Here is a 21,606-nt window from a genome sequence, read left to right as displayed (position 1 = left end):
ATGTTGTTATCAGAGCAGTGCTATAAAAAGATTGATCGCGAACTGGCCAAGTATCCAGCCGATCAGCGTCAGTCGGCCGTGATGGCCGCGCTGGCCCACGCCCAGGATGAACTGGGCTGGCTGGCGCCTGAAACCATGAAGGAAATCGCCGACTATATCGGCATGCCGGCCATTGCCGTGCAAGAAGTGGCGACCTTCTACAATATGTACAACGTCAAGCCGGTCGGCAAGCACAAGATCACCGTGTGCACCAACCTGCCATGCGCCCTGTCGGGTGGCGTGCGCGCTGCCGAATACCTGAAGCAAAAGCTCGGTATCGATTTCCGCGAAACCACCGCCGATGGCCAGTTCACCCTGGTTGAAGGCGAGTGCATGGGTGCTTGCGGCGATGCGCCTGTCCTGTTGGTCAGCAATAAAACCATGTGCAGCTGGATGTCGAACGAGAAGATCGACGCCATGCTGGAGGAACTCAAGAAATGACGTCACTCCACAACCGCCATATCGATCCACTGATCCTCAAGGGTCTGGATGGCAAGAACTGGCATTTGCAAGATTATGTGAACCGCGGCGGCTATTCGGCCCTGCGGCGTATACTGGAAGAGAAAATCACGCCGGAACAGATCATCGCCGACCTCAAGGCTTCGTCCTTGCGCGGCCGTGGCGGCGCGGGTTTCCCTACCGGCCTGAAGTGGAGCTTCATGCCGCGCCAGTTCCCGGGGCAAAAATACCTCGTCTGCAATACAGATGAAGGCGAACCGGGCACGTTCAAGGACCGCGACATCATTCGTTACAATCCCCATGCACTGATCGAAGGCATGGCCATTGGCGCTTATGCGATGGGCATTACCGTGGGTTACAACTATATCCACGGCGAGATCTTCCAGGAATACCTGCGTTTCGAAGAAGCGCTGGAAGAGGCGCGCGCCGCCGGCTTCCTGGGCGACAAGATCATGGGCAGCGAATTCTCGTTCCAGTTGCATGCGCACCACGGTTATGGCGCCTACATCTGCGGCGAAGAAACCGCGCTGCTCGAGTCGCTGGAAGGCAAGAAAGGCCAGCCACGCTTCAAGCCGCCTTTCCCGGCCTCGTTTGGCCTGTACGGCAAGCCGACCACCATTAACAACACGGAAACGTTTGCAGCCGTGCCGTTCGTGCTCAACATCGGCCCGGAGAACTATCTGGCGATGGGCAAGCCGAACAACGGCGGCTCGAAGATCTTCTCGATCTCGGGCGACGTGGAACTGCCGGGCAACTACGAAGTGCCGCTCGGCACGCCGTTTGCCAAACTGCTGGAACTGGCAGGCGGCATGCGCGGTGGCAAAAAGATCAAGGCCGTGATTCCTGGCGGCTCGTCCGCACCGGTAATCCGCGGCGAAATCATGATGCAGACCGATCTGGACTACGACTCGATCGCCAAGGCTGGCTCGATGCTGGGTTCGGGCGCCGTCATCGTGATGGACGAAACACGCTGCATGGTCAAGGCGCTTGAACGCCTGTCCTACTTCTATTTTGAAGAGTCGTGCGGCCAGTGTACGCCTTGCCGTGAAGGCACAGGCTGGATGTACCGCATGGTGCACCGCATCGAGCAGGGGCAGGGCCGTCCGGATGACCTGGACATGCTCAACTCGATCGCCGACAACATCCAGGGCCGCACCATTTGCGCGCTCGGCGATGCGGCTGCCATGCCAGTACGGGCCTTCATCAAGCAATTCCGTGAAGAATTTGAATATCATGTCGAGCACAAGCATTGCTTAGTGCCCGCTTACATCTAAGCTGCGTCAGGTAACGATCACCATGGTTGAAATCGAAATAGACGGCAAAAAAGTCGAAGTCCCTGCTGGTAGCATGGTGATGGACGCCGCCAACAAGTTGGGAACCTACATTCCGCACTTCTGCTACCACAAGAAATTGTCCATCGCAGCGAACTGCCGCATGTGCCTGGTCGAAGTGGAAAAGGCGCCCAAGCCTTTGCCCGCTTGCGCGACCCCGGTCAGCGCTGGCATGATCGTGCGCTCGTCGAGCGACAAGGCTGTGCAGGCGCAAAAGTCGGTCATGGAATTCTTGCTCATTAACCACCCGCTCGACTGCCCGATCTGCGATCAGGGCGGCGAGTGCCAGTTGCAAGATCTGGCAGTCGGTTACGGCAAGAGCGAATCGCGCTACAAGGAAGACAAGCGCGTCGTGAAGCCGAAAGAAGCCGGTCCGCTGGTCTCGATGCAAGAGATGGCGCGCTGCATCCAGTGCACCCGTTGCGTACGTTTTGGCCAGGAAGTGGCCGGCGTAATGGAGCTGGGCATGATCGGCCGCGGCGAACACTCGGAAATCGTCTCCTTTGTCGGTCAGACGGTCGACTCCGAACTGTCGGGCAACATGATCGACCTGTGCCCGGTCGGCGCACTGACCTCCAAGCCATTCCGCTACAGCGCCCGTACGTGGGAACTGTCGCGCCGCAAATCGGTCAGCCCGCATGACGGCTTGGGCGCCAACCTGATCGTGCAAGTGAAAGCTGGCAAGGTCAAGCGCGTGCTGCCGCTGGAAAACGAAGCCATCAACGAGTGCTGGATTTCCGATAAAGACCGTTTCTCGTACGAAGCGCTGGACAGTGCCGAGCGCCTGACTTCGCCAATGCTGAAACAAGGCAACGAGTGGAAAGAAGTCGATTGGCAAACCGCGCTGGAATACGTGGCGCACGGCCTGAAAAACATCAAGCACGAGCACGGCGCTGACGCCATTGCCGCGCTGGCTACGCCGCATTCGACGGTTGAAGAACTGGTACTGCTGCAAAAAGTCGTGCATGGCCTGGGTTCGGCCAATGTCGACTTCCGCCTGCGCCAGACCGACTTTGCACTCGGCGCCGATGTGAAACCTTGGCTGGGCATGCCGATCAGCGAATTTGGCCAGATCAAGCGCGCCTTCGTGATCGGTTCGTTCCTGCGCAAGGATCATCCGCTGCTGGCAACGCGCCTGCGCGCCTCCGTCAAGGGCGGCGCCAAGCTGTCGATCCTGCACGCAGCCGATGACGAGCAACTGATCAATATCGCCAACAAGATGATCGTGGCGCCAAGCGACTGGCTCGCTGCCCTGTCGCAAGTGGTGGTGGCGGTTGCCAAGGCAAAAGAGATTGCCGCGCCTGTCGGTTTCGAGTCCATCGAAGCGTCTGACGTGGCCGTCAATATCGCCGCGAGCCTGATGGCTGGCGACCATGGCGCCGTTCTGCTGGGCAACGCTGCCACGCAGCATCCGCAAGCCTCGCAGCTGCACGCTGCCGCACAGTGGATCGCCGACCAGACCGGTGCTACGCTGGGCTATTTGACTGAAGCGGCCAACACCGTTGGCGCGCACCTGGTCATCAAACCAGCGGCCAACGCACAGGCAGCTTTTGCTGCGCCGAAGAAAGCCTACGTGCTGCTGCACGCCGAGCCGGAATTGGATGCCGCCAATCCACAGGCAGCGCGCGCTGCGCTGGACGGCGCCGAGATGGTCGTTGCCATGTCCGCCTTCAAGCACGGCATGGACTATGCCGACGTGCTGCTGCCGGTGTCGCCGTTTGCCGAAACCTCGGGCACGTTCGTCAACTGCGAAGGCCGTGCACAAAGCTTCAATGGCACCGTCAAGCCGCTGGCTGAAACGCGTCCGGCCTGGAAAGTGCTGCGCGTACTGGGCAATATCCTGGGCCTGGGCGGTTTCGACTATGAAACCTCCGAGTCGATCCGCGACGAAGCCTTTGGCGCCGGCGTGACCGACCTGTCGGCACAGCTGTCGAACAAGGCTGTTCACGCACCGGTTGCCGCCGCCTACGCTCCGGCGTCGCCAGCACTGCAACGTCTGGCCGATGTGCCGATCTACTTTGCCGATGCACTGGTACGCCGCTCCGAGCCACTGCTGCGCACGGTCGATGGCGCCGCGCCGCAAGCGCACTTGTCGGCTGAGCTCGCTGGCAAGCTGGGCGTCAAGGCCGGCGACAAGGTCAAGGTTGCACAGGGCAATGGCAGCGCCATCTTGGTGGCGGCCATTCATGCCGGCCTGCCAGCCAATGTGGTGAAAGTGTCGGCGGCGCATGCCTCGACAGCCCAACTTGGCAGCATGTTCGGTACTATCACAGTAGAAAAAGCAGAGGGGAACATCTGATGGCGCTGCCTGAATTTGTAAACGCCATCAACAGCGGCGGACAACAGCTGCTGGGCGTGACCTGGCCGTTCTTCTGGACCCTGATCAAGATCCTCTGCGTGCTGCTGCCGCTGATGGGTCTGGTTGCTTACGCTACCCTGTGGGAGCGCAAGCTGATCGGCTGGATCCAGATCCGCGTCGGTCCTAACCGCGTCGGTCCGCTGGGCCTGCTGCAGCCGATCGCCGATGCACTGAAACTCTTGTTCAAAGAGATCATCATCCCGTCGAAAGCTGCCAAAGGCCTGTTCGTGATCGGTCCGATCATGACCATCATGCCGGCACTGGCTGCCTGGTCGGTGGTGCCTTTCGGTCCTGAAGCGGTGTTGGCCAACGTCAACGCCGGCCTGCTGTTGCTGCTGGCGATTACCTCGATGGAAGTCTACGGCATCATCATCGCCGGCTGGGCCTCGAACTCGAAGTACTCGTTCATGGGCGCCATGCGCGCTTCGGCACAGATGATCTCGTATGAAATCCCGATGGGTTTCGTGATGGTGATCGTGCTGATGGTGTCGGGCAGCCTGAACTTCATCGACATCGTCGGTGGCCAGCAGATCGGCTACTTCGCTGAAAAAGGCGTGAACTTCATGTCGTGGAACTGGCTGCCGCTGCTGCCGATGTTCGTGATCTACCTCGTTTCCGGCCTGGCCGAAGCGAACCGTCATCCATTCGACGTGGTCGAAGGCGAGTCCGAGATCGTTGCCGGCCATATGGTCGAGTACTCGGGCATGGCCTACGCCATGTTCATGCTGGCCGAATACGCCAACATGATTTTGATCGGCGCTCTGGCTTCGATCATGTTCCTGGGTGGCTGGTCGGCACCGTTTGCCTTCCTCGAATTCTGGGGTGGTTTCGGCGGCTTCTTCTGGCTGTTTGCGAAAACCTTCTTTATCGTCTCGGTGTTCGTCTGGGTTCGTGGTACCTTCCCGCGCTACCGTTATGACCAGATCATGCGCCTGGGCTGGAAAGTGTTTATTCCGCTGACGCTGGTCTACCTGGTCTTCGTCGCTGCCTGGATGCAGACATCCTGGAATATTTGGAAGTAAGAGAGCATACGAATGGATAAGGTTAAAGATTTTTTCAGCAGCCTCCTGTTAGGCGAGCTGATCAAGGGCATGGCGCTGACAGGCAAGTACATGTTTTCGCGCAAGATCACGGTGCAATTCCCGGAAGAGAAGACACCGATCTCGCCGCGTTTCCGTGGCTTGCACGCACTGCGCCGCTACCCGAATGGCGAAGAGCGCTGCATCGCCTGCAAACTGTGCGAAGCAGTCTGCCCGGCAATGGCCATCACGATCGAATCGGAACAGCGTGACGACGGTTCGCGCCGTACCACGCGCTACGATATCGATCTGACCAAGTGCATCTTCTGCGGTTTCTGCGAAGAGTCCTGCCCGGTCGATTCGATCGTCGAGACGCACGTCCTGGAATACCACGGCGAGAAACGCGGCGATTTGTATTACACGAAAGAGATGTTGCTGGCCGTGGGTGATCGTTATGAAAACGAGATCGCCGCTGCACGCGCTGCCGACGCTCCTTATCGCTGATGGATGCGCCGCAGCCCCCGGGCTGCGGCGCGCCCCTCGTTCATCTGTACGTCTATTGGGTTTTTTATGGACTTCAAAACAATTTTGTTTTACGCCTTCTCGCTGATTCTGATCATCGCAGCGACGCGCGTCATCACGGCCCGCAATCCGGTCCACGCAGTGCTGTTCCTGGTACTGTCCTTTTTCTCGGCAGCCGGCATCTGGCTGTTGCTGCAAGCTGAATTCCTGGCCATCGTGCTGGTGCTCGTGTATGTGGGCGCGGTAATGGTGCTGTTCCTGTTCGTGGTCATGATGCTCGATATTAATATCGACCGCATGCGCGAAGGCTTCTGGGGCTACCTGCCGATGGCAGCGACCGTCGGCGCGATTATCGTCGCTGAAATGGGCGCCGTGTTGTGGCTGGGCTTCCGCGATTTCGCACCGAAAGTGGTCGCCGATGGCGTCAACCTCGGTGGCACCAAAGAGCTGGGCCTGCTGATCTACACCAAGTATGTATTTGCTTTTGAAATTGCAGCAGTCGTTCTGCTGGTGGCCATCGTTGCCGCCGTTGCGCTGACGTTGCGCAAGCGCAAGGACACCAAGCACTTTGCACCTGGCGATGCAGTTCGCGTCAAGCGCAATGACCGCCTGAAGATCATCAAGATGGACCCGGTCGTCGAGCGTCCTGCAGCACCGGAAGTCAAGGAGACACCATGATACTTACGCTAACTCATTATCTGGTCCTGGGCGCGATCCTGTTCGCAATCTCGATCGTCGGTATTTTCCTGAACCGCAAGAACATCATCGTATTGCTGATGGCAATCGAACTGATGCTGCTGGCGGTGAACATGAATTTCATCGCGTTTTCCCATTACCTGGGTGACGCGGCCGGTCAGATCTTCGTTTTCTTTATCCTGACGGTTGCCGCTGCTGAATCGGCCATCGGTCTGGCTATTCTGGTGGTGATGTTCCGTAATCTGGATACCATCAACGTCGAAGACCTGGACAGCCTCAAAGGCTGATGTTTTTCAGACTCGATCTCTCGAATAATAACGATTAAGGTTCATCATGGCGGGGCAACTCCTCAACCCTAACCTCCTACTTGCCGTACCGCTGGCGCCGCTGGCCGGTGCCGCGATTGCAGGTTTGCTTGGCACCCAGTTCCTGGGTAATTTGGTCGGTCGCAAGACGTCGCATACCGCGACGATCCTGGGCGTACTGATTGCTTTCATCCTGTCGGTGCAGACGCTGCTGGCAGTGATCGACGGCGCGTCGTTCAATGGCACCATCTATAACTGGATGACCATCGGCACGCTGAAGATGGAAGTGGGCTTCCAGATCGATTCGCTGTCGGCGATGATGATGTGCGTGGTCACCTTTGTTTCGCTGATGGTGCACATCTACACGATCGGCTACATGAAGGACGACGAAGGCTACAACCGCTTCTTCTCGTACATTTCGCTGTTCACGTTCTCGATGCTGATGCTGGTCATGGCCAACAACTTCCTGCAGCTGTTCTTCGGCTGGGAAGCGGTGGGCCTGGTGTCGTACCTGCTGATCGGTTTCTGGTACAAGCGCCCGACCGCCATCGTGGCCAACATGAAGGCCTTTTTGGTCAACCGTGTCGGCGACTTCGGCTTTATCCTCGGTATCGGTCTGCTGCTGGCGTTTGCCGGCACCATGAACTACCAGGAAGTATTTGCCAAGAAAGACGAACTGGCGCTGTTGACCATGCCGGGTACCGACTGGGCGCTGCTCACGGTTGCCTGCATCTGCCTGTTTATCGGCGCGATGGGCAAGTCGGCGCAGTTCCCGCTGCACGTCTGGCTGCCTGACTCGATGGAAGGCCCAACCCCGATCTCGGCACTGATTCACGCCGCGACCATGGTGACGGCCGGTATCTTCATGGTCTCGCGCATGTCGCCGCTGTTCGAACTGTCGGACACCGCGCTGTCGTTCATCCTGGTGATCGGTTCGATCACGGCGCTGTTCATGGGCTTCCTGGGCATCATCCAGAACGACATCAAGCGCGTGGTCGCGTACTCGACGCTGTCGCAGCTCGGTTACATGACGGTCGCGCTCGGTTCGTCCGCCTACTCGGTAGCGGTATTCCACCTGATGACCCACGCGTTCTTCAAGGCACTGCTGTTCCTGGGCGCCGGTTCGGTCATTATCGGCATGCACCATGACCAGGACATCCGCAACATGGGTGGCCTGCGCAAATACATGCCGATCACCTGGATCACGTCGCTGATCGGTTCGCTGGCCCTGATCGGTACGCCACTGTTCTCGGGTTTCTACTCGAAAGACAGCATTATCGAAGCGGTGGAAGCAACCCATATCTGGGGTGCAGGCTTTGCCCAGTTCGCTGTTCTGGCTGGCGTGTTCGTGACCGCTTTCTACTCGTTCCGCATGTACTTCCTGGTGTTCCATGGCAAAGAGCGTTTCGGCCAGCCGCACGCACATGGCCATGACGATCATCACGCACCAAAGGCAGCCCATGGCGCCCACGATGCGCATGATGACCACGCGCACCATGAAGAAGAGGAAGACGACCATGGCCACCACGGCCTGGAGCCTGGCCAGAAGCCGCATGAATCGCCATTCGTGGTGTGGTTCCCGCTGGTCATGCTGGCGATTCCTTCGCTGATCATCGGTTATCTGGCCATCGGCCCGATGCTGCATGGCGACTTCTTCAAAGGCGTGATCTTTGTCGGCGAAAACCATCCAGCGATGGAAGAGCTGTCGCATGAGTTCCACGGCGCGATGGCAATGGCGCTGCACGGCCTGTCGACTGCACCGTTCTGGCTGGCCCTGTCGGGTGTGGTAGCGGCTTACTACTGCTACATGATCAATCCGCGCGTACCGGCCTGGTTCTATAACAAGTTCCATGCGATTCACACGCTGCTCGACAACAAGTACTACATGGACAAGTTCAACGAAGTGGTGTTCGCCGGTGGCGCACGCCTGTTGGGCAATGGCCTGTGGAACTTCGGCGACAAGAAGCTGATCGATGGCTTGCTGGTCAATGGCAGCGCCAAGCTCGTTGGCTGGGTGTCGTCGCTGTCGCGCGTGCTGCAGACCGGTTACATCTATCACTACGCGTTCGTGATGATCATCGGCGTGCTCGCCGCCCTGGTCTATTTCCTGCCATTCTGGCCCGCTAAGTAAGCTGACCTGATAAAAGAATACTGAGAACCATGATGCAGTCTACGATTTCTACACTACCTCCTTACCTGAGTCTGTCGATCTGGGTGCCGATCATTTGCGGCATCCTGGTCCTGGCTCTCGGCCGTGACAGCAAAGCGGGCTTTACCCGCTGGCTGGCACTGGCTGGCGCGGTGCTCAGCATGCTGTGCACCCTGCCGCTGATCCAGCATTTCGACAATGCCGCGCACGGCATGCAGTTCGTTGAAAAAGCGCCCTGGATTGAAACTTTCAATATCTGGTACTCGCTCGGCATCGACGGCCTGTCGCTGTGGTTCGTGCCGCTGACCGCCTTTATCACGGTGATCGTGGTGATTTCGGCCTGGCAGGTGATCGAAACGCGCGTTGCCCAGTACATGGGCGCGTTCCTGATCCTGTCCGGTCTGATGATCGGCGTGTTCTGCGCGCTCGACGGCCTGCTGTTCTACTTCTTCTTTGAAGCTACCCTGATCCCGATGTTCATCATTATCGGTGTGTGGGGCGGTGCCAACCGCGTGTACGCGTCGTTCAAGTTCTTCCTGTACACCTTCTTCGGCTCGCTGCTGACGCTGGTTGCCATCATCTATCTGCGCACCGTGTCGGGCTCGTTCGACATTTTGCAATGGCATCAGTTCAAGCTGTCGCTGAACGAACAGATCTTTATCTTCCTGGCGTTCCTGATGGCGTTTGCCGTCAAGGTGCCGATGTTCCCGGTCCACACCTGGCTGCCGGACGTTCACGTTGAAGCGCCTACCGGTGGTTCGGCTGTGCTGGCTGCGATCATGCTGAAACTGGGCGCATATGGGTTTCTCCGCTTTTCGCTGCCGATCACGCCGGACGCCAGTCATTACTTGTCGGGCTTCATGATTGCGCTGTCGCTGATCGCCGTGATCTACATCGGCCTGGTGGCACTGGTGCAGACCGACATGAAAAAACTGGTTGCTTACTCGTCGATCGCCCATATGGGTTTCGTCACGCTGGGCTTTTTCATGTTCAACGACATCTCGGTGCAGGGCGGTATCGTGCAGATGATTTCGCACGGCTTTATCTCCGGCGCGATGTTCCTGTGCATCGGCGTACTGTATGACCGCATGCATACCCGTAACATCGCCGACTACGGCGGCGTGGTTAACCGCATGCCCAAGTTTGCTGCCTTCTTCGTGCTGTTCTCGATGGCCAACTGCGGCCTGCCAGCGACGTCCGGCTTTGTCGGCGAGTTCATGGTGATCCTGGGCGCGGTGAAATTCAACTTCTGGATTGGCCTGCTGGCTGCAACGGCACTGATCTGGGGCGCGGCGTACTCGCTGTGGATGGCCAAGCGCGTGGTGTTCGGCAAGATCACCAACAAGCACGTGGCCGAGCTGACCGACGTCAACAAGCGTGAATTCTTCATGCTGGCCGTGCTGGCGATTGCCGTGCTGGTCATGGGCCTGTACCCAGCGCCGTTTACCGACACGATGCAGACCTCGGTTGCCGATCTGCTGGCCCATGTAAAAGCCGGCAAGCTGACGCCTTAATTAGAAGATCCAAAACATGACTAATTCACCCAATCTGGTACCGCTGTTTCCGGAAATCTTTCTGCTGATCGCCACCTCGGCGATCCTGCTGGTCGATATGTTCTTGCCGGCGGCCAAACGCAATATTACCTATGTGCTGTCGCTGCTGACGCTGGCCGGCTGCGCCTTGCTGACCGTTGGCGACTTCAACGCCGGCGCTACCGTCTACACGTTCAACAATATGTTCGTGTCGGACCCGATGTCGCACCTGCTGAAACTGTTCTCGTACGGCGCGGTGGCCATGACACTGATCTACTCGCGCAGCTATGCTACCGACCGTACCATGCTGTCCGGTAACCTAGGCGGCGAGTTCTACGTACTGGCACTGTTCGCACTGCTGGGCCAGATGATCATGATCTCGGCCAACAGCATGCTGATCATCTACCTGGGCCTGGAACTGATGTCGCTGTCGTTGTACGCGCTGATCGCGCTGCGCCGTGACAACAGCAAGGCAACCGAAGCGGCCATGAAGTACTTCATCCTGGGCGCACTGGCTTCCGGCTTCATGCTGTATGGTATTTCGATGCTGTACGGCGCCACCGGCACGCTGGACCTGGGCGAACTGCGCCTGGCGCTGGAAAACGGTACCGCCAACGGCACCATCATGATCTTCGGCCTGGTGTTTCTGGTCGCTGGCCTGGCCTTCAAACTGGGCGTGGTGCCATTCCATATGTGGGTGCCGGACGTGTACCAGGGTTCGCCAACGGCCGTCACGCTGCTGCTGGGTGCGGCGCCGAAGCTGGCCGCCTTTGCCATTACCTTCCGCCTGCTGGCCGAAGGCCTGCTGCCGATGGCGCGCGACTGGCAACAGATGCTGATGTTGCTGGCGGTGGCCTCGCTGGCCATCGGTAACTTTACCGCCATTGCACAGACCAACCTCAAACGCATGCTGGCGTATTCGACCATCGCGCAAATGGGCTTCGTGCTGCTGGGCATGATGGCCGGCACCGTCACGGGCGAGGGCAATACCCTGAACGCCGCCGGTGCGGCTGCCGCCTACGGTTCGGCCATGTACTACGTTGCCACCTATGTGTTTACCACGCTCGGTACTTTTGGCGTGATCATGCTGCTGGCACGCAGCGGTTTTGAAGCCGAGGAACTGGCCGACTTCAAGGGCCTGGCCAAGCGCAGCCCGATCTTTGCGCTGATCATGACCGCGTTCATGTTCTCGCTGGCCGGCGTGCCGCCACTGGTCGGTTTCATGGCCAAGTACTCGGTGCTCGCTTCGCTGCTGGGCGCCGGCCACCTGTGGCTGACGATCGCTGCCGTGCTGTTCTCGCTGATCGGTGCGTTCTATTACCTGCGCGTGGTCAAGACCATGTGGTTCGACGAGCCAGCCGACAGCAATGCGCTGGTAGTGCATGGCGACATGCGCGTGGTACTGGCACTGAACGGCGTGCTGGTGCTGGTACTGGGCGTGATGCCTAACAGCATCCTGGCCGTGTGCGCCAGCGCCATTACCAAGACCCTGGCGTCGTAAGCATGGATGCCGCTGCCGCAAGCTGGCTGGTGATTGCCATGGGCATCCTGGCAGCGAACTTGCCTTTCTTTAATGAAAAGCTGTTTGCCGCCGTGCCCCTGAAGCGTGCTGCAGGCACCGGTGAGGCAGGACGCAGCTGGCGCAAGCCGCTGGCCCTGCGCCTGCTGGAAATGATCGTGCTGTACTTTATTGTCGGTGCGCTGGCCTTTATGCTTGAAGCGCGTATCGGCAACGGTTTTCCGCAGACCTGGGAGTTTTACGCCATCACCGGCTGCCTGTTCCTGGTGCTGGCTTTCCCCGGCTTCGTGGCGCGCTACCTGCGCAAACGGCGCTGAACTACATGACCGAAAGCGGCGCCTCTGGCGCCGTTTTTTTTTACAAGGAAATCAGATGAGCACGCAATTGAATGAAACGAAGGTCGACGGCGAAGTGGTGTATGACGGCGGCTTTCTCAAGGTACGCAAGGACCGCGTCAGCCTGCCGGACGGCAAGATCACCAGCCGCGAATATATTTTGCATCCGGGTGCGGTCGTGATCCTGCCGCTGCTCGACGACGGCACGGTACTGATGGAGCGCCAGTTCCGCTATCCGCTGAACCAGGTGTTTATCGAGTTCCCGGCCGGCAAGATCGATGCCGGTGAAGCCCATCTCGATTGCGCCAAACGTGAATTGCTGGAAGAAACCGGTTACACGGCCAGCGACTGGCAGTTCGTCTCGACCATCCATAACGCGATTGCCTACTCCGACGAGCACCTGGAACTGTTCCTGGCGCGCGGCCTGGTGGCGGGCGAACGCCAGCTCGACGAAGGCGAGTTTCTGGAGACCTTTACGGCGACCGTGCCGCAGCTGCTCGACTGGGTGCGCGACGGCACCATTACCGATGTGAAAACCGTGATCGGCATCTTCTGGCTCGACAAGATTACCAGCGGCGCCTGGCAGCCGGGCTGATTGCAGCCATGCGCGTGCTGCTGTTTCTGCTGCTGGCCTGCTGCGGCTTCAGTGCGCAGGCGCAGACACGCACGCCGTTCCAGATCCGCTGCGAAGACAGCATCAGCAAAACCGTGTCGGTGCTGACGGCGCAGCAGAACGGCTACAGCATCGACAACCATCTGCCCTACAAGGCGCTCACGGTGATGAAGGGCGAGGCGCGCCGCAATGCCTTTGTGCTGGGGCTGACAAAGACCGAGTCGCAGGTCAGGATCGCGCTGGCCGGCCCGATGCTGCAGGACCCCGCCAGCGGCTACGAATGCGTGGCGCCGCAGATCAGCGTCAGCATTACCTATGTGCCGGTGGTGATTTACATCGGCCGCGAATTTGCGCCCGACAGCTGTGCCTATCGTGAGATACTCACGCATGAGCTGCGGCACCTGAAAACCTATATGGATCATCTGCCGCGCGTGGAAAAGACCGTGCGCGCCGCGCTGGCCAAACGCTTCGAGGCGCGTCCGCTGTATGCGCGCAGCGGTACCGCCAAGGCCCAGCTGGCGCGCGAGATCGATACCGGCTGGCTGCCTTATATCAAGGCCGAAATGCGCAAGGTGGAGGTGCTGCAGGCCGCCATCGATTCGCCGCAGGAATATGCGCGCCTGGGCAAGGCCTGCAATGGCGAAATCCAGAATAGTTTGGCCGGCAAGGCGCCGCCGGCCGGCAAGCAATAAGAAAGCAGCAATGACCGAACACATACCAGCGGCGCGTTATATCGCGCTGATTCCTGCTGCCGGCGTGGGAGCACGCATGGCTGCAGGCAGCCCCAAGCAATATCTGCCAGTGGCCGGCAAGCCGATGCTGCGCCACGCCATCGACGCCTTTCTTGCCAGTCCCCGTATTGCGCATACCTATGTGGTGGTCAGCGCCGACGACGGCATGATTGCCGGGGTAGTCCCTGCGCACGGCGTCACGGTGCTGCGCTGCGGCGGCGCCACCCGCATGGAAACCATTTTGAACGCGCTCGTTGCGCTGCAAGGCGTACTGCAGGAGCATGACCAGGTGCTGGTGCATGATGCGGCCCGCCCGGGCCTGACGCCGGCGCTGATCGCCAGACTGATCGATGAAGTCGGCAACCATCCGGCCGGTGGCCTGCTGGCCCTGCCGGTGGTCGATACCGTCAAGCGAGCAGCGACAGGGATCGAGCAACTGTCGCAGGCCACCGTGCCGCGCGACGGCCTTTGGCTGGCGCAGACGCCGCAGATGTTTTCCTGTGCGCTGCTGCGCCGTGCGCTGTCGGAAGCGGCTGATCCCGCCGCGATTACCGACGATGCCTCGGCCATCGAAGCGCTGGGCCTGTCGCCACGGCTGGTCGAAGGGCATCCGCGCAACCTGAAAGTCACGCTGCCGCGCGATATCGCCATTGCAGAACTGTATCTGAACCACGCCTCATTTTGAAAGACCGTATGACAAGCACTCCTGTGACAAGCACTCCTGTATTACCGTTCCGTATCGGCCAGGGCTACGACTGCCACGCACTGGTGGAAAACCGCGACCTGATCGTTGGCGGCGTCAAGATCCCGCACCACCTGGGCCTGCTGGGCCACTCGGACGCCGACGTGCTGCTGCACGCGATTACCGACGCCATCCTGGGCGGCGCTGCACTGGGCGATATCGGCCGCCATTTCCCCGATACTGACGCGCGCTTCAAGGGCGCCGACTCGCGCACGCTGCTGCGCGAGGCCGCTGCCCGCGTGCGCGCGGCCGGCTATGTGGTCGGCAATATCGACGCCACCATTATCGCCCAGCGTCCGAAAATGGCACCGCATATCGGCGCCATGTGCGCCAACGTGGCCGAAGACCTCGGGGTGACGGTGGGCCAGGTCAATATCAAGGCCAAGACCAATGAAAAGCTCGGCTACCTGGGACGGGAAGAGGGGATGGCGGCGGAAGCGGTCGCGTTGTTGTTGATGGCGTAACGAATTTCGATCAACCGCCACGCGCGAGACATTCACGCGTCGGATTATATGGACAACCTCGACCCATTCACGCGTAGGTCGGATTAGCGGCGGTACGCCGCGTAATCCGACAACATTGTTGGCGCATGGGTGTTGTCGGATTACATGGCCACCCGTGGCACATTCAGGCACAGCACCGCCCTTAACCCCGGCGCATTGTCTTCCAGCCTCAGCACCCCGCCATGCAGCCGCGCCACTGACGACACCAGCGCCAGGCCCAGGCCCACGCCGGGCGTGCCGCGGCTGGCGTCGCTGCGATAGAAGCGCTCGACCACGCGCGCGCGTTCGGCTTCGGGCACGCCGGGGCCGTTGTCGGCCACCGTCAGTTCGATATCGAGTTCACCGCAGCGCCGCGCGCCGATCATGATCTGGCTGTGCGCCGGCGCGTATTTCAGCGCGTTTTCCACCAGGTTGCCCAGCGCCTGGGCCAGCAGCAGCGGGTCGCCGACGGTGTGCAGCATGCCTTGCGGTGCGAAGGTCAGGCCGACATCATTGAGTTCGGCCACCGGCAGGTAGAATTCCGTCACCTCGGCTGCCAGGCGCGCCAGGTCGACCGGCACGAAACCGCCGCGGCGCGTGCCGCTGTCGATTTCGGCCAGGCGCAGCAGCGCGTTGAAGATCGCCATCACGCGGTCGACGTCATTGATTGCCGCATCGATTTCCTGGTAGGTTTCTTCTTCGGCAGGGCGCGTGACGGACAGTTCTTCAAGCCGCGCGCGCAGCTCGGTCAGCGGCGTGCGCAGGTCGTGCGCAATCGCGTTCGACACATCCTGCACGCTGTGCACCAAGTGCTCAATCTGGTCGAGCATGCCGTTGACGGTATGGGTCAGCATTTCCAGTTCATCGCCACGGTGCGGCGCAGGCAGGCGTTGGGTAAGCTTGCCGGCCATGATGGCGCTGGTGGTCTGGCTGATGCTGTCGACCTTGCGCAGCATCACGCGCCGGAACAACAGTGCGCCCAGTACGGCCACCAGCAGCACGGCAGCGGCGCAACCGAGCAGGCCGCGCACGAACAGCTTTTCCAGTTGTTCAAAGCGATTGAGATTGCTGGCCACCAGCAGCCGATAGCCGCCGGGCAAAACGGTATGAATCATCTCCACGCGCTGCGGCACGCCGTCGACCATGATATTGGCGGCGCAGGGGCTGGTGTTCTCGGGCGCGCCTTTGGGCCAGCCATCCAGATTGCCGGCCAGCTTGACGCCATTGGGCGCCATGAACAGCATCAGGCGGCCCACGCCCTGATAGGTGCCGCTGGTCTGCGCTTCGATCGCTACCGACAGCGCGCCCGGGCCATTGCTGGCAAACAGCCTGCTCAGGCGCTCGGTATCGGTCTGCAGCAGTTCCGTGCGCACGCCTTCGACCGTGATTTTCCAGGTGTACCAGAGCGGGCCGGCAAACATGGCCAGCACCAGCAGGCTGACGGTAACGTAGCCGACGGCGATCGTGCGCGCTGAAAAGCCGGGCAGCCTGAACAGGCGCAGGCGCTCAGGCATGGTCGCTCAGCATATAGCCTGCGCTGCGCACGGTGCGCAGCAGCTGGGTGGGAAAACCGGCGTCGATCTTCTGGCGCAGCTTGCTGATATGCACGTCGATCACATTGGTCTGCGGGTCGAAATGGTAGTCCCACACGTTTTCCAGCAGCATGGTGCGCGTGACCACCTGGTTGGCATGGCGCAGCAGGTATTCGAGCAGCTTGAATTCGCGCGGCTGCAGGCTCAGGGTGCGTCCGTCGCGCATCACCTTGTGGGTCAGCAGGTCGATCGACAGGCCGCCCAGCGCCAGGCTGGTTTCCACGCTTTTTTCCTGCGAGCGGCGCAGCAGCGCGTCGAGGCGCGCCAGCAGTTCGCCAAAGGCAAACGGCTTGATCAGGTAATCGTCGCCGCCGCTTTTCAAGCCACGGATGCGTTCGTCAACCCCATCGAGCGCGCTCAGGATCAGGATCGGCACCCGGTTGCCGCTTTTCCTCAGCGTCTCGACAATGGCCAGGCCGTCAATGCCGCCGGGCAGCATGCGGTCCATGATAATGGCGTCATAGGTGGCGCTAACGGCGTGGTACATGCCGTCGCGGCCATTGTCGGCATGGTCGACCGTGTGCCCGGCCTCGCTCAGGCCCTTGATGACGAAGCGCGAGACGCGCTCGTTGTCTTCCACTAAGAGTAATTTCACTGCCCGCCTCGTCCAATATCAGCTTGCGCCGTGCTCGCGCCAGCCGCCGCCCAAGGCGCGATACAGTTCCAGCAGGCTGTTCCAGCGGTTCAGGCGTGCCGTGACCAGCGCGATCTGTGCATTGTACAGGTCAGTCTTGGCGTTAAGCACGCTCAGGTAGTCGTCCACGCCGTTGTCGTAGCGCAGTTCGGCCAGCGCCAGCCGGCGCTGCTGCGTCTCGCTATAGGCTTGGCGTGCCGCCAGTTCCGACTCGTACGTGCCGCGCGCAGCCAGGCCGTCGGCGACCTCGCGAAACGCCACCTGCACGCTTTTCTGGTACTGCGCCACGCCGATATCCTTGCCGATGCGGGCCGCATCGAGATTGGCCTGGTTGGCGCCGCCGTCAAACAGCGGCAGCAGCAGTTGTGGCGCAAACGACCAGGAGCCGGAGCCGGCCTGGAACAGATTGCCCAGCGAGGAACTGGCCGTGCCGGCTGTGGCGGTCAGCGAAATGCGCGGGAAGAAAGCGGCGCGCGCGGCGCCGATACGGGCGTTTTCGGCGCGCAGCTGGGCTTCGGCCTGCTGCACGTCGGGACGGCGCAGCAGCAGCTCGGACGGCAGGCCGGCCGGAATATCGGTCAGCAGCGCCAGCTGGCGCAGCGGCGTGGCCGCTGGCAGGTCGGCTGGCACGGCTTGGCCCAGCAACAGCTCCAGCGCATTTTTCGCCTGCGCCTGCTGGCGCGTGAGCGCGGCCTGGTTGGCCTGCGCCTGCTGCAAGGTGCCTTGCGCCAGCGTGGCGTCAAGCTCGGAGCCGGTGCCGGTGTCAAAGCGTAGCTTGACGATGCGCAGTGACTCCTGCGCCGCGCGCGCCGTCTCGTTGCTGACAGCCAGCTGTTCGCCATAGGCCAGCATCGCCAGATACTGTTCGCTGACCTGCGCCACCAGCGCCAGTTGCGCTGCCTGGCGTGCATAACCGGTGGCCAGATACTGTTCGCGCGCCACGTCGTTCAGGCTGCCCAGGCGGCCGAACAGATCGAGCTCCCACGAGCTTGACAGGCCCACGCTCTGGTTATGCGTGACGCCGTGATTGCGGCTGGCATCGCTGCTGCTGGCCGAGTTGTTCTTGGCAGTGCTGCTGTTGGCCGCCAGGCCCACTTGCGGCAAGTTGGCAGCGCGCTGCAGTTGCAGCTGGGCGCGCGCCTGCTCGACGCGCAGCATGGCCACGCGCAGGTCGCGGTTGTTGTCGAGCGCAATGCGCACCAGCTGGCGCAGGGCCGGGTCGCCCAAAAATTCTGCCCAGCCGGTATCGGCCGCTGCCGCGCTGCTGCTGTCATTGGGCGCATAGGCGGCGCCGCTTGGGTAGCTGTCGCGCGCCGCTTCGGGGCGCTGGTGGGGTTCCTGCAGCGAGCAGCCGGCAAGCAGCAGCGCACTGGCGACCGCCACGGTAATTTTCAAACGGTTCATCAGTGTGCTCCTTCAGCTGCTGCTGCAACTGCAACGGGTTGCGGCTTGGGCTTGCCCGCCACCAGCACGTAAAACAGCGGAATCATGTAGGTGGCCAGGAAGGTGGCGGCCAACATGCCGCCGATCACGCCGATGCCCAGCGCCTTCTGGCTGGCCGCGCCGGCGCCAGACGCCAGCGCCAGCGGCAATACGCCCAGCACAAACGCCATCGAGGTCATGATAATCGGGCGCAGTCGCAGCTTGGCCGCTTCCATGGCGGCAGCGAACGGCGTGGCGCCGTGCTGCTGCAGTTCGCGCGCAAATTCAACGATCAGGATCGCGTTCTTGGCTGACAGGCCGATGGTGGTCAAGAGTCCCACCTGGAAGTACACATCATTGGACATGCCAAACAGGCTGGCCGCACCAAGCGCGCCCAGTACACCGATCGGCACCACCAGGATCACCGAGACCGGCACCGTCCAGCTTTCATACAGCGCGGCCAGGCTCAGGAACACCACCAGGATCGACAGTGCATACAGCAGCGGCGCCTGGGCACCGGCTTTTGATTCCTGCAGCGAGATGCCGCTCCACTCGTAGCCGATGCCCTGCGGCAGCTGCTGTGCCAGGCGCTCCATCGCCGCCATCGCCTGGCCGGTACTTTTTCCCGCAGCCGGCTTGCCAAGGATCTCGGCCGACTCGACGCCGTTATAGCGCTGCATGGCCGGCGAACCCCATGACCAAGTGGCCGTGGCAAAGGCCGAAAACGGCACCATCTGACCTTGCTTGTTACGCACGTGCAGCAGGCGGATATCGTCGGGATTCATGCGAAACGGCGCGTCGGCCTGCACATAGACGCGCTTGATGCGGTTGTCGGTGTCGAAAAAATTGTTGATGTATTTCGAGCCCCAGGCGGTTGAAAAAGTCTGGTCGACGTCGCTCAGCGACACGCCCAGCGCAGCCGCCTTTTCATGGTCGATATTGATCTTGTAGGTCGGGTTGTCGGCCTGGCCGGTAAAGCGCACCTGCATCAGGTCCGGGTCTTGCCTGGCCAGCTCGAGCAACTGGTCGCGCGCTTTTGCCAGCGCTTCGTGGCCGAGATTGCCGCGGTCCTGCAACTGGAACGAGAAGCCCGAAGCGGAGCCGAGGCCACGGATAGGCGGCGGCTCGATCGGCTGGATCAGCGCGCCCTGGTAGCTGGCGTAGCGCGCAGCGATGCGCGCCGTCAGGGCCGATACCGACAGTTTGGCGTCTTCGCGCTCGCCCCAGGGTTTGAGGCGCACGAACAAGCGGCCCAGGTTCTGGCCACGGCCGTTGGAGTTGGCACCATTGATCATCATGGTGGCGTCGACCATCGCCGATTCATCCTTGAGCAGGTAGTTCGACACTTCATCGAGCACGGCGCCGGTACGCTCCAGGGTGCTGCCGGCAGGCGTTTGCACCTGCACGAACATATAGCCCTGGTCTTCATTGGGCAGGAAGCCGCCGGGCAGGCGCAGGAACAGCCACAGCACCAGCGCGATCAGTGCGCCATAGACCAGCATCCAGCGCCCGCGCTTGTGCACGATGGCGGTTACGCCACCCAGATAGCCGTCGCGGCGTTTATCGAAGGCGCGGTTGAACCAGCCGAAAAAGCCGCGTTTTTCATGGTGGTTCGGGTCGGGTCGTTTAAGCACCATCGCGCACAGTGCCGGCGTCAGCGTCAAAGCCACGAACACCGACAGCAGCATCGAGGCAACAATAGTCAGTGAAAATTCGCGGTAGATGGCGCCCACCGTGCCGCTGGAAAAGGCCACCGGCACGAACACCGCGCACAGTACCAACGCCACGCCGATCAGCGCGCTGCTGATCTGGCCCATGGCTTTTTGCGTGGCCTCGAACGGCGCCAGGCCATCTTCATGCATCACGCGCTCGACGTTTTCCACCACCACGATGGCGTCGTCGACCAGAAGGCCAATGGCCAGCACCAGGCCGAACATCGACAGGGTATTGATGGTAAAGCCCATCGCTGCCATCACGCCGAAAGTGCCCAGCAGGACCACCGGCACGGTAATCGACGGTATCAGCGTGGCACGCAGGTTCTGCAGGAACAGATACATCACCAGGAACACCAGGATGATCCCTTCGATGAGCGTCTTGACCACTTCATGGATCGACACTTCGATAAACGGCGTCACATCGTTCGGATACACCACGCGCAGGCCGTGCGGGAAGAACGGCGCCAGCTCCACCAGGCGCGCGCGCACCGCGTCGGCGGTGGCCAGCGCATTGGCGCCGGGCGCCAGCTGGATGCCCAGGCCCGAGGCGCTCTTGCCGTTGTAGCGCACGTCCACATTGTAGTTTTCCGGGCCCAGCGCAATGCGCGCCACGTCACCCAGGCGCACGCGCGCGCCATCGGGCTGGACTTTGAGCAGGATACGGCTGAACTGCTCGGGCGTGCGCAGCAGCGTAGCCTGGGTAATGGTGGCGCTCAGCGCCTGGCCGGCCACCGACGGCGAGCCGCCCAGCTGGCCGCCCGAAATCTGCACGTTCTGCATCTGGATCGCCTGGTTCACGTCCAGCGGCGTCAGTGCATAGCTGGTCAGCTTGACCGGATCGAGCCAGATGCGCATCGCATACTGGGTGCCGAACAGATTCATGCTGCCCACGCCGGGAATGCGGCTGAGCGGATCCTGGATATTGGAAGCGACATAGTTTGAAATATCGAACTTGCTCATCGAGTTGTCGTCCGACACAAAGCCGGCCACCATCAGGAAGTCGCTGGTGGACTTGGTCACGCGCAGGCCCGCTTGCTGCACTTCGGCCGGCAGGCGCGAGGTGGCCGACTGCAGCTTGTTCTGTACCTGCACCTGGGCGATATCGGGATCGGTGCCGGGAGCAAAGGTGAGGGTGGTGGTCGACTGGCCGGTGTCGTCGCTCGACGACGACATATACAGCAGGTTGTCGATCGCGCTCATCTGCTGCTCGATCACCTGGATCACGGTGTTCTGCATGGTTTCGGCCGAGGCGCCGGGGAAGGTGGCGGCAATCTGCACCACCGGCGGCGAGACGGGCGGGAACTGCTCGACCGGCAGCTTGAAGACGGCGATGCCGCCGACCAGCATAATGATCAGCGACAGGACGATGGCAAAGATGGGGCGGCGGATAAAGAAGTGCGACATGCGGCC

19 protein-coding genes are annotated in these 21,606 nt (G+C 61.0%); 15 read left to right on the top strand and 4 right to left on the bottom strand.

Features of this window, described 5'->3' with window-relative positions; all coding sequences use genetic code 11:
- The 15 genes from nuoE (at position 1) to ispF (ending at position 14,815) form a co-directional block, all read left to right on the top strand.
- Positions 1-480: an NADH-quinone oxidoreductase subunit NuoE gene (gene nuoE, locus GCM43_RS12675; RefSeq protein ID WP_152244789.1), complete on the top strand. Its 480-nt coding sequence runs from the start codon at positions 1-3 to the stop codon at positions 478-480.
- Positions 477-1,772, top strand: a complete 1,296-nt coding sequence (gene nuoF, locus GCM43_RS12670; protein ID WP_152244787.1) for an NADH-quinone oxidoreductase subunit NuoF — start codon at positions 477-479, stop codon at positions 1,770-1,772. The genes nuoE and nuoF overlap by 4 nt, the downstream gene beginning before the upstream one ends.
- 22 nt (positions 1,773-1,794) lie before the next feature.
- Positions 1,795-4,128, top strand: a complete 2,334-nt coding sequence (gene nuoG / locus GCM43_RS12665; RefSeq protein WP_152244785.1) for an NADH-quinone oxidoreductase subunit NuoG — start codon at positions 1,795-1,797, stop codon at positions 4,126-4,128.
- Positions 4,128-5,210: an NADH-quinone oxidoreductase subunit NuoH gene (gene nuoH, locus GCM43_RS12660; protein WP_152244782.1), complete on the top strand. Its 1,083-nt coding sequence runs from the start codon at positions 4,128-4,130 to the stop codon at positions 5,208-5,210. The genes nuoG and nuoH overlap by 1 nt, the downstream gene beginning before the upstream one ends.
- A gap of 12 nt (positions 5,211-5,222) precedes the next feature.
- Entirely contained in the window at positions 5,223-5,711 is a 489-nt protein-coding gene (gene nuoI / locus GCM43_RS12655) for an NADH-quinone oxidoreductase subunit NuoI (protein WP_065310660.1), read from the top strand.
- A gap of 66 nt (positions 5,712-5,777) precedes the next feature.
- On the top strand, positions 5,778-6,407 hold the full coding sequence (locus tag GCM43_RS12650) for an NADH-quinone oxidoreductase subunit J (RefSeq protein ID WP_152244780.1): 630 nt from the start codon (positions 5,778-5,780) through the stop codon (positions 6,405-6,407).
- Positions 6,407-6,712 (top strand): NADH-quinone oxidoreductase subunit NuoK, encoded by a 306-nt coding sequence (nuoK, locus tag GCM43_RS12645; protein ID WP_183676647.1) that lies wholly within the window; start codon positions 6,407-6,409, stop codon positions 6,710-6,712. The genes GCM43_RS12650 and nuoK overlap by 1 nt, the downstream gene beginning before the upstream one ends.
- A 46-nt stretch (positions 6,713-6,758) precedes the next feature.
- The gene (gene nuoL / locus GCM43_RS12640) at positions 6,759-8,861 is read left to right on the top strand and encodes an NADH-quinone oxidoreductase subunit L (protein ID WP_152244776.1); all 2,103 of its coding nucleotides are present in this window, start codon (positions 6,759-6,761) and stop codon (positions 8,859-8,861) included.
- 29 nt (positions 8,862-8,890) lie between these two features.
- Positions 8,891-10,393, top strand: a complete 1,503-nt coding sequence (locus GCM43_RS12635) for an NADH-quinone oxidoreductase subunit M (RefSeq protein ID WP_152244774.1) — start codon at positions 8,891-8,893, stop codon at positions 10,391-10,393.
- 16 nt (positions 10,394-10,409) lie between these two features.
- A complete protein-coding gene (gene nuoN / locus GCM43_RS12630) occupies positions 10,410-11,912 on the top strand; it encodes an NADH-quinone oxidoreductase subunit NuoN (RefSeq protein WP_152244772.1) in 1,503 nt (500 codons plus the stop codon).
- A 2-nt stretch (positions 11,913-11,914) separates the two neighbouring features.
- On the top strand, positions 11,915-12,247 hold the full coding sequence (locus GCM43_RS12625; protein WP_152244770.1) for a DUF2818 family protein: 333 nt from the start codon (positions 11,915-11,917) through the stop codon (positions 12,245-12,247).
- A 55-nt stretch (positions 12,248-12,302) separates the two neighbouring features.
- Positions 12,303-12,860: an NUDIX domain-containing protein gene (locus tag GCM43_RS12620; protein ID WP_152244768.1), complete on the top strand. Its 558-nt coding sequence runs from the start codon at positions 12,303-12,305 to the stop codon at positions 12,858-12,860.
- An 8-nt stretch (positions 12,861-12,868) separates the two neighbouring features.
- On the top strand, positions 12,869-13,570 hold the full coding sequence (locus GCM43_RS12615) for a hypothetical protein (RefSeq protein ID WP_193315609.1): 702 nt from the start codon (positions 12,869-12,871) through the stop codon (positions 13,568-13,570).
- Positions 13,571-13,580: 10 nt separating this feature from the next.
- On the top strand, positions 13,581-14,294 hold the full coding sequence (ispD, locus tag GCM43_RS12610; protein WP_152244764.1) for a 2-C-methyl-D-erythritol 4-phosphate cytidylyltransferase: 714 nt from the start codon (positions 13,581-13,583) through the stop codon (positions 14,292-14,294).
- Between the two features lie 23 nt (positions 14,295-14,317).
- Entirely contained in the window at positions 14,318-14,815 is a 498-nt protein-coding gene (gene ispF / locus GCM43_RS12605; protein ID WP_226929468.1) for a 2-C-methyl-D-erythritol 2,4-cyclodiphosphate synthase, read from the top strand.
- Between the two features lie 140 nt (positions 14,816-14,955).
- On the opposite strand, the gene GCM43_RS12600 is transcribed toward ispF, so the two are convergent.
- Genes GCM43_RS12600 through GCM43_RS12585 form a run of 4 tightly spaced genes read right to left on the bottom strand, consistent with a single transcriptional unit; the run spans position 14,956 to position 21,600 of the window.
- The gene (locus tag GCM43_RS12600) at positions 14,956-16,347 is read right to left on the bottom strand and encodes a sensor histidine kinase (protein WP_193315608.1); all 1,392 of its coding nucleotides are present in this window, start codon (positions 16,345-16,347) and stop codon (positions 14,956-14,958) included.
- Positions 16,340-17,020, bottom strand: a complete 681-nt coding sequence (locus GCM43_RS12595) for a winged helix-turn-helix domain-containing protein (protein WP_152244760.1) — start codon at positions 17,018-17,020, stop codon at positions 16,340-16,342. The genes GCM43_RS12600 and GCM43_RS12595 overlap by 8 nt, the downstream gene beginning before the upstream one ends.
- 18 nt (positions 17,021-17,038) lie before the next feature.
- Positions 17,039-18,463, bottom strand: a complete 1,425-nt coding sequence (locus GCM43_RS12590; protein WP_152244758.1) for an efflux transporter outer membrane subunit — start codon at positions 18,461-18,463, stop codon at positions 17,039-17,041.
- Positions 18,463-21,600 (bottom strand): efflux RND transporter permease subunit, encoded by a 3,138-nt coding sequence (locus tag GCM43_RS12585; protein WP_152244756.1) that lies wholly within the window; start codon positions 21,598-21,600, stop codon positions 18,463-18,465. The genes GCM43_RS12590 and GCM43_RS12585 overlap by 1 nt, the downstream gene beginning before the upstream one ends.
- Positions 21,601-21,606 lie beyond the last annotated feature (6 nt).

The organism is Janthinobacterium aquaticum (assembly GCF_009208565.1).
Taxonomy (GTDB): domain Bacteria; phylum Pseudomonadota; class Gammaproteobacteria; order Burkholderiales; family Burkholderiaceae_D; genus Janthinobacterium.
Note: the sequence above shows the minus strand (reverse complement) of the source record. Positions and strands in the feature narration are given on the sequence as shown.

What these genes read in the sequence shown, in the direction of transcription:
- nuoL (WP_152244776.1), top strand. Translation starts at nt 6,759, where the DNA reads ATGGCGGGGCAACTCCTCAACCCTAACCTCCTACTTGCCGTACCGCTG.
- nuoE (WP_152244789.1), top strand. Translation starts at nt 1, where the DNA reads ATGTTGTTATCAGAGCAGTGCTATAAAAAGATTGATCGCGAACTGGCC.
- GCM43_RS12625 (WP_152244770.1), top strand. Translation starts at nt 11,915, where the DNA reads ATGGATGCCGCTGCCGCAAGCTGGCTGGTGATTGCCATGGGCATCCTG.
- nuoI (WP_065310660.1), top strand. Translation starts at nt 5,223, where the DNA reads ATGGATAAGGTTAAAGATTTTTTCAGCAGCCTCCTGTTAGGCGAGCTG.
- nuoN (WP_152244772.1), top strand. Translation starts at nt 10,410, where the DNA reads ATGACTAATTCACCCAATCTGGTACCGCTGTTTCCGGAAATCTTTCTG.
- nuoH (WP_152244782.1), top strand. Translation starts at nt 4,128, where the DNA reads ATGGCGCTGCCTGAATTTGTAAACGCCATCAACAGCGGCGGACAACAG.
- GCM43_RS12590 (WP_152244758.1), bottom strand. Translation starts at nt 18,463, where the DNA reads ATGAACCGTTTGAAAATTACCGTGGCGGTCGCCAGTGCGCTGCTGCTT.
- ispD (WP_152244764.1), top strand. Translation starts at nt 13,581, where the DNA reads ATGACCGAACACATACCAGCGGCGCGTTATATCGCGCTGATTCCTGCT.
- GCM43_RS12585 (WP_152244756.1), bottom strand. Translation starts at nt 21,600, where the DNA reads ATGTCGCACTTCTTTATCCGCCGCCCCATCTTTGCCATCGTCCTGTCG.
- GCM43_RS12615 (WP_193315609.1), top strand. Translation starts at nt 12,869, where the DNA reads ATGCGCGTGCTGCTGTTTCTGCTGCTGGCCTGCTGCGGCTTCAGTGCG.
- GCM43_RS12635 (WP_152244774.1), top strand. Translation starts at nt 8,891, where the DNA reads ATGATGCAGTCTACGATTTCTACACTACCTCCTTACCTGAGTCTGTCG.
- GCM43_RS12600 (WP_193315608.1), bottom strand. Translation starts at nt 16,347, where the DNA reads ATGCCTGAGCGCCTGCGCCTGTTCAGGCTGCCCGGCTTTTCAGCGCGC.
- nuoG (WP_152244785.1), top strand. Translation starts at nt 1,795, where the DNA reads ATGGTTGAAATCGAAATAGACGGCAAAAAAGTCGAAGTCCCTGCTGGT.
- GCM43_RS12620 (WP_152244768.1), top strand. Translation starts at nt 12,303, where the DNA reads ATGAGCACGCAATTGAATGAAACGAAGGTCGACGGCGAAGTGGTGTAT.
- GCM43_RS12650 (WP_152244780.1), top strand. Translation starts at nt 5,778, where the DNA reads ATGGACTTCAAAACAATTTTGTTTTACGCCTTCTCGCTGATTCTGATC.
- nuoF (WP_152244787.1), top strand. Translation starts at nt 477, where the DNA reads ATGACGTCACTCCACAACCGCCATATCGATCCACTGATCCTCAAGGGT.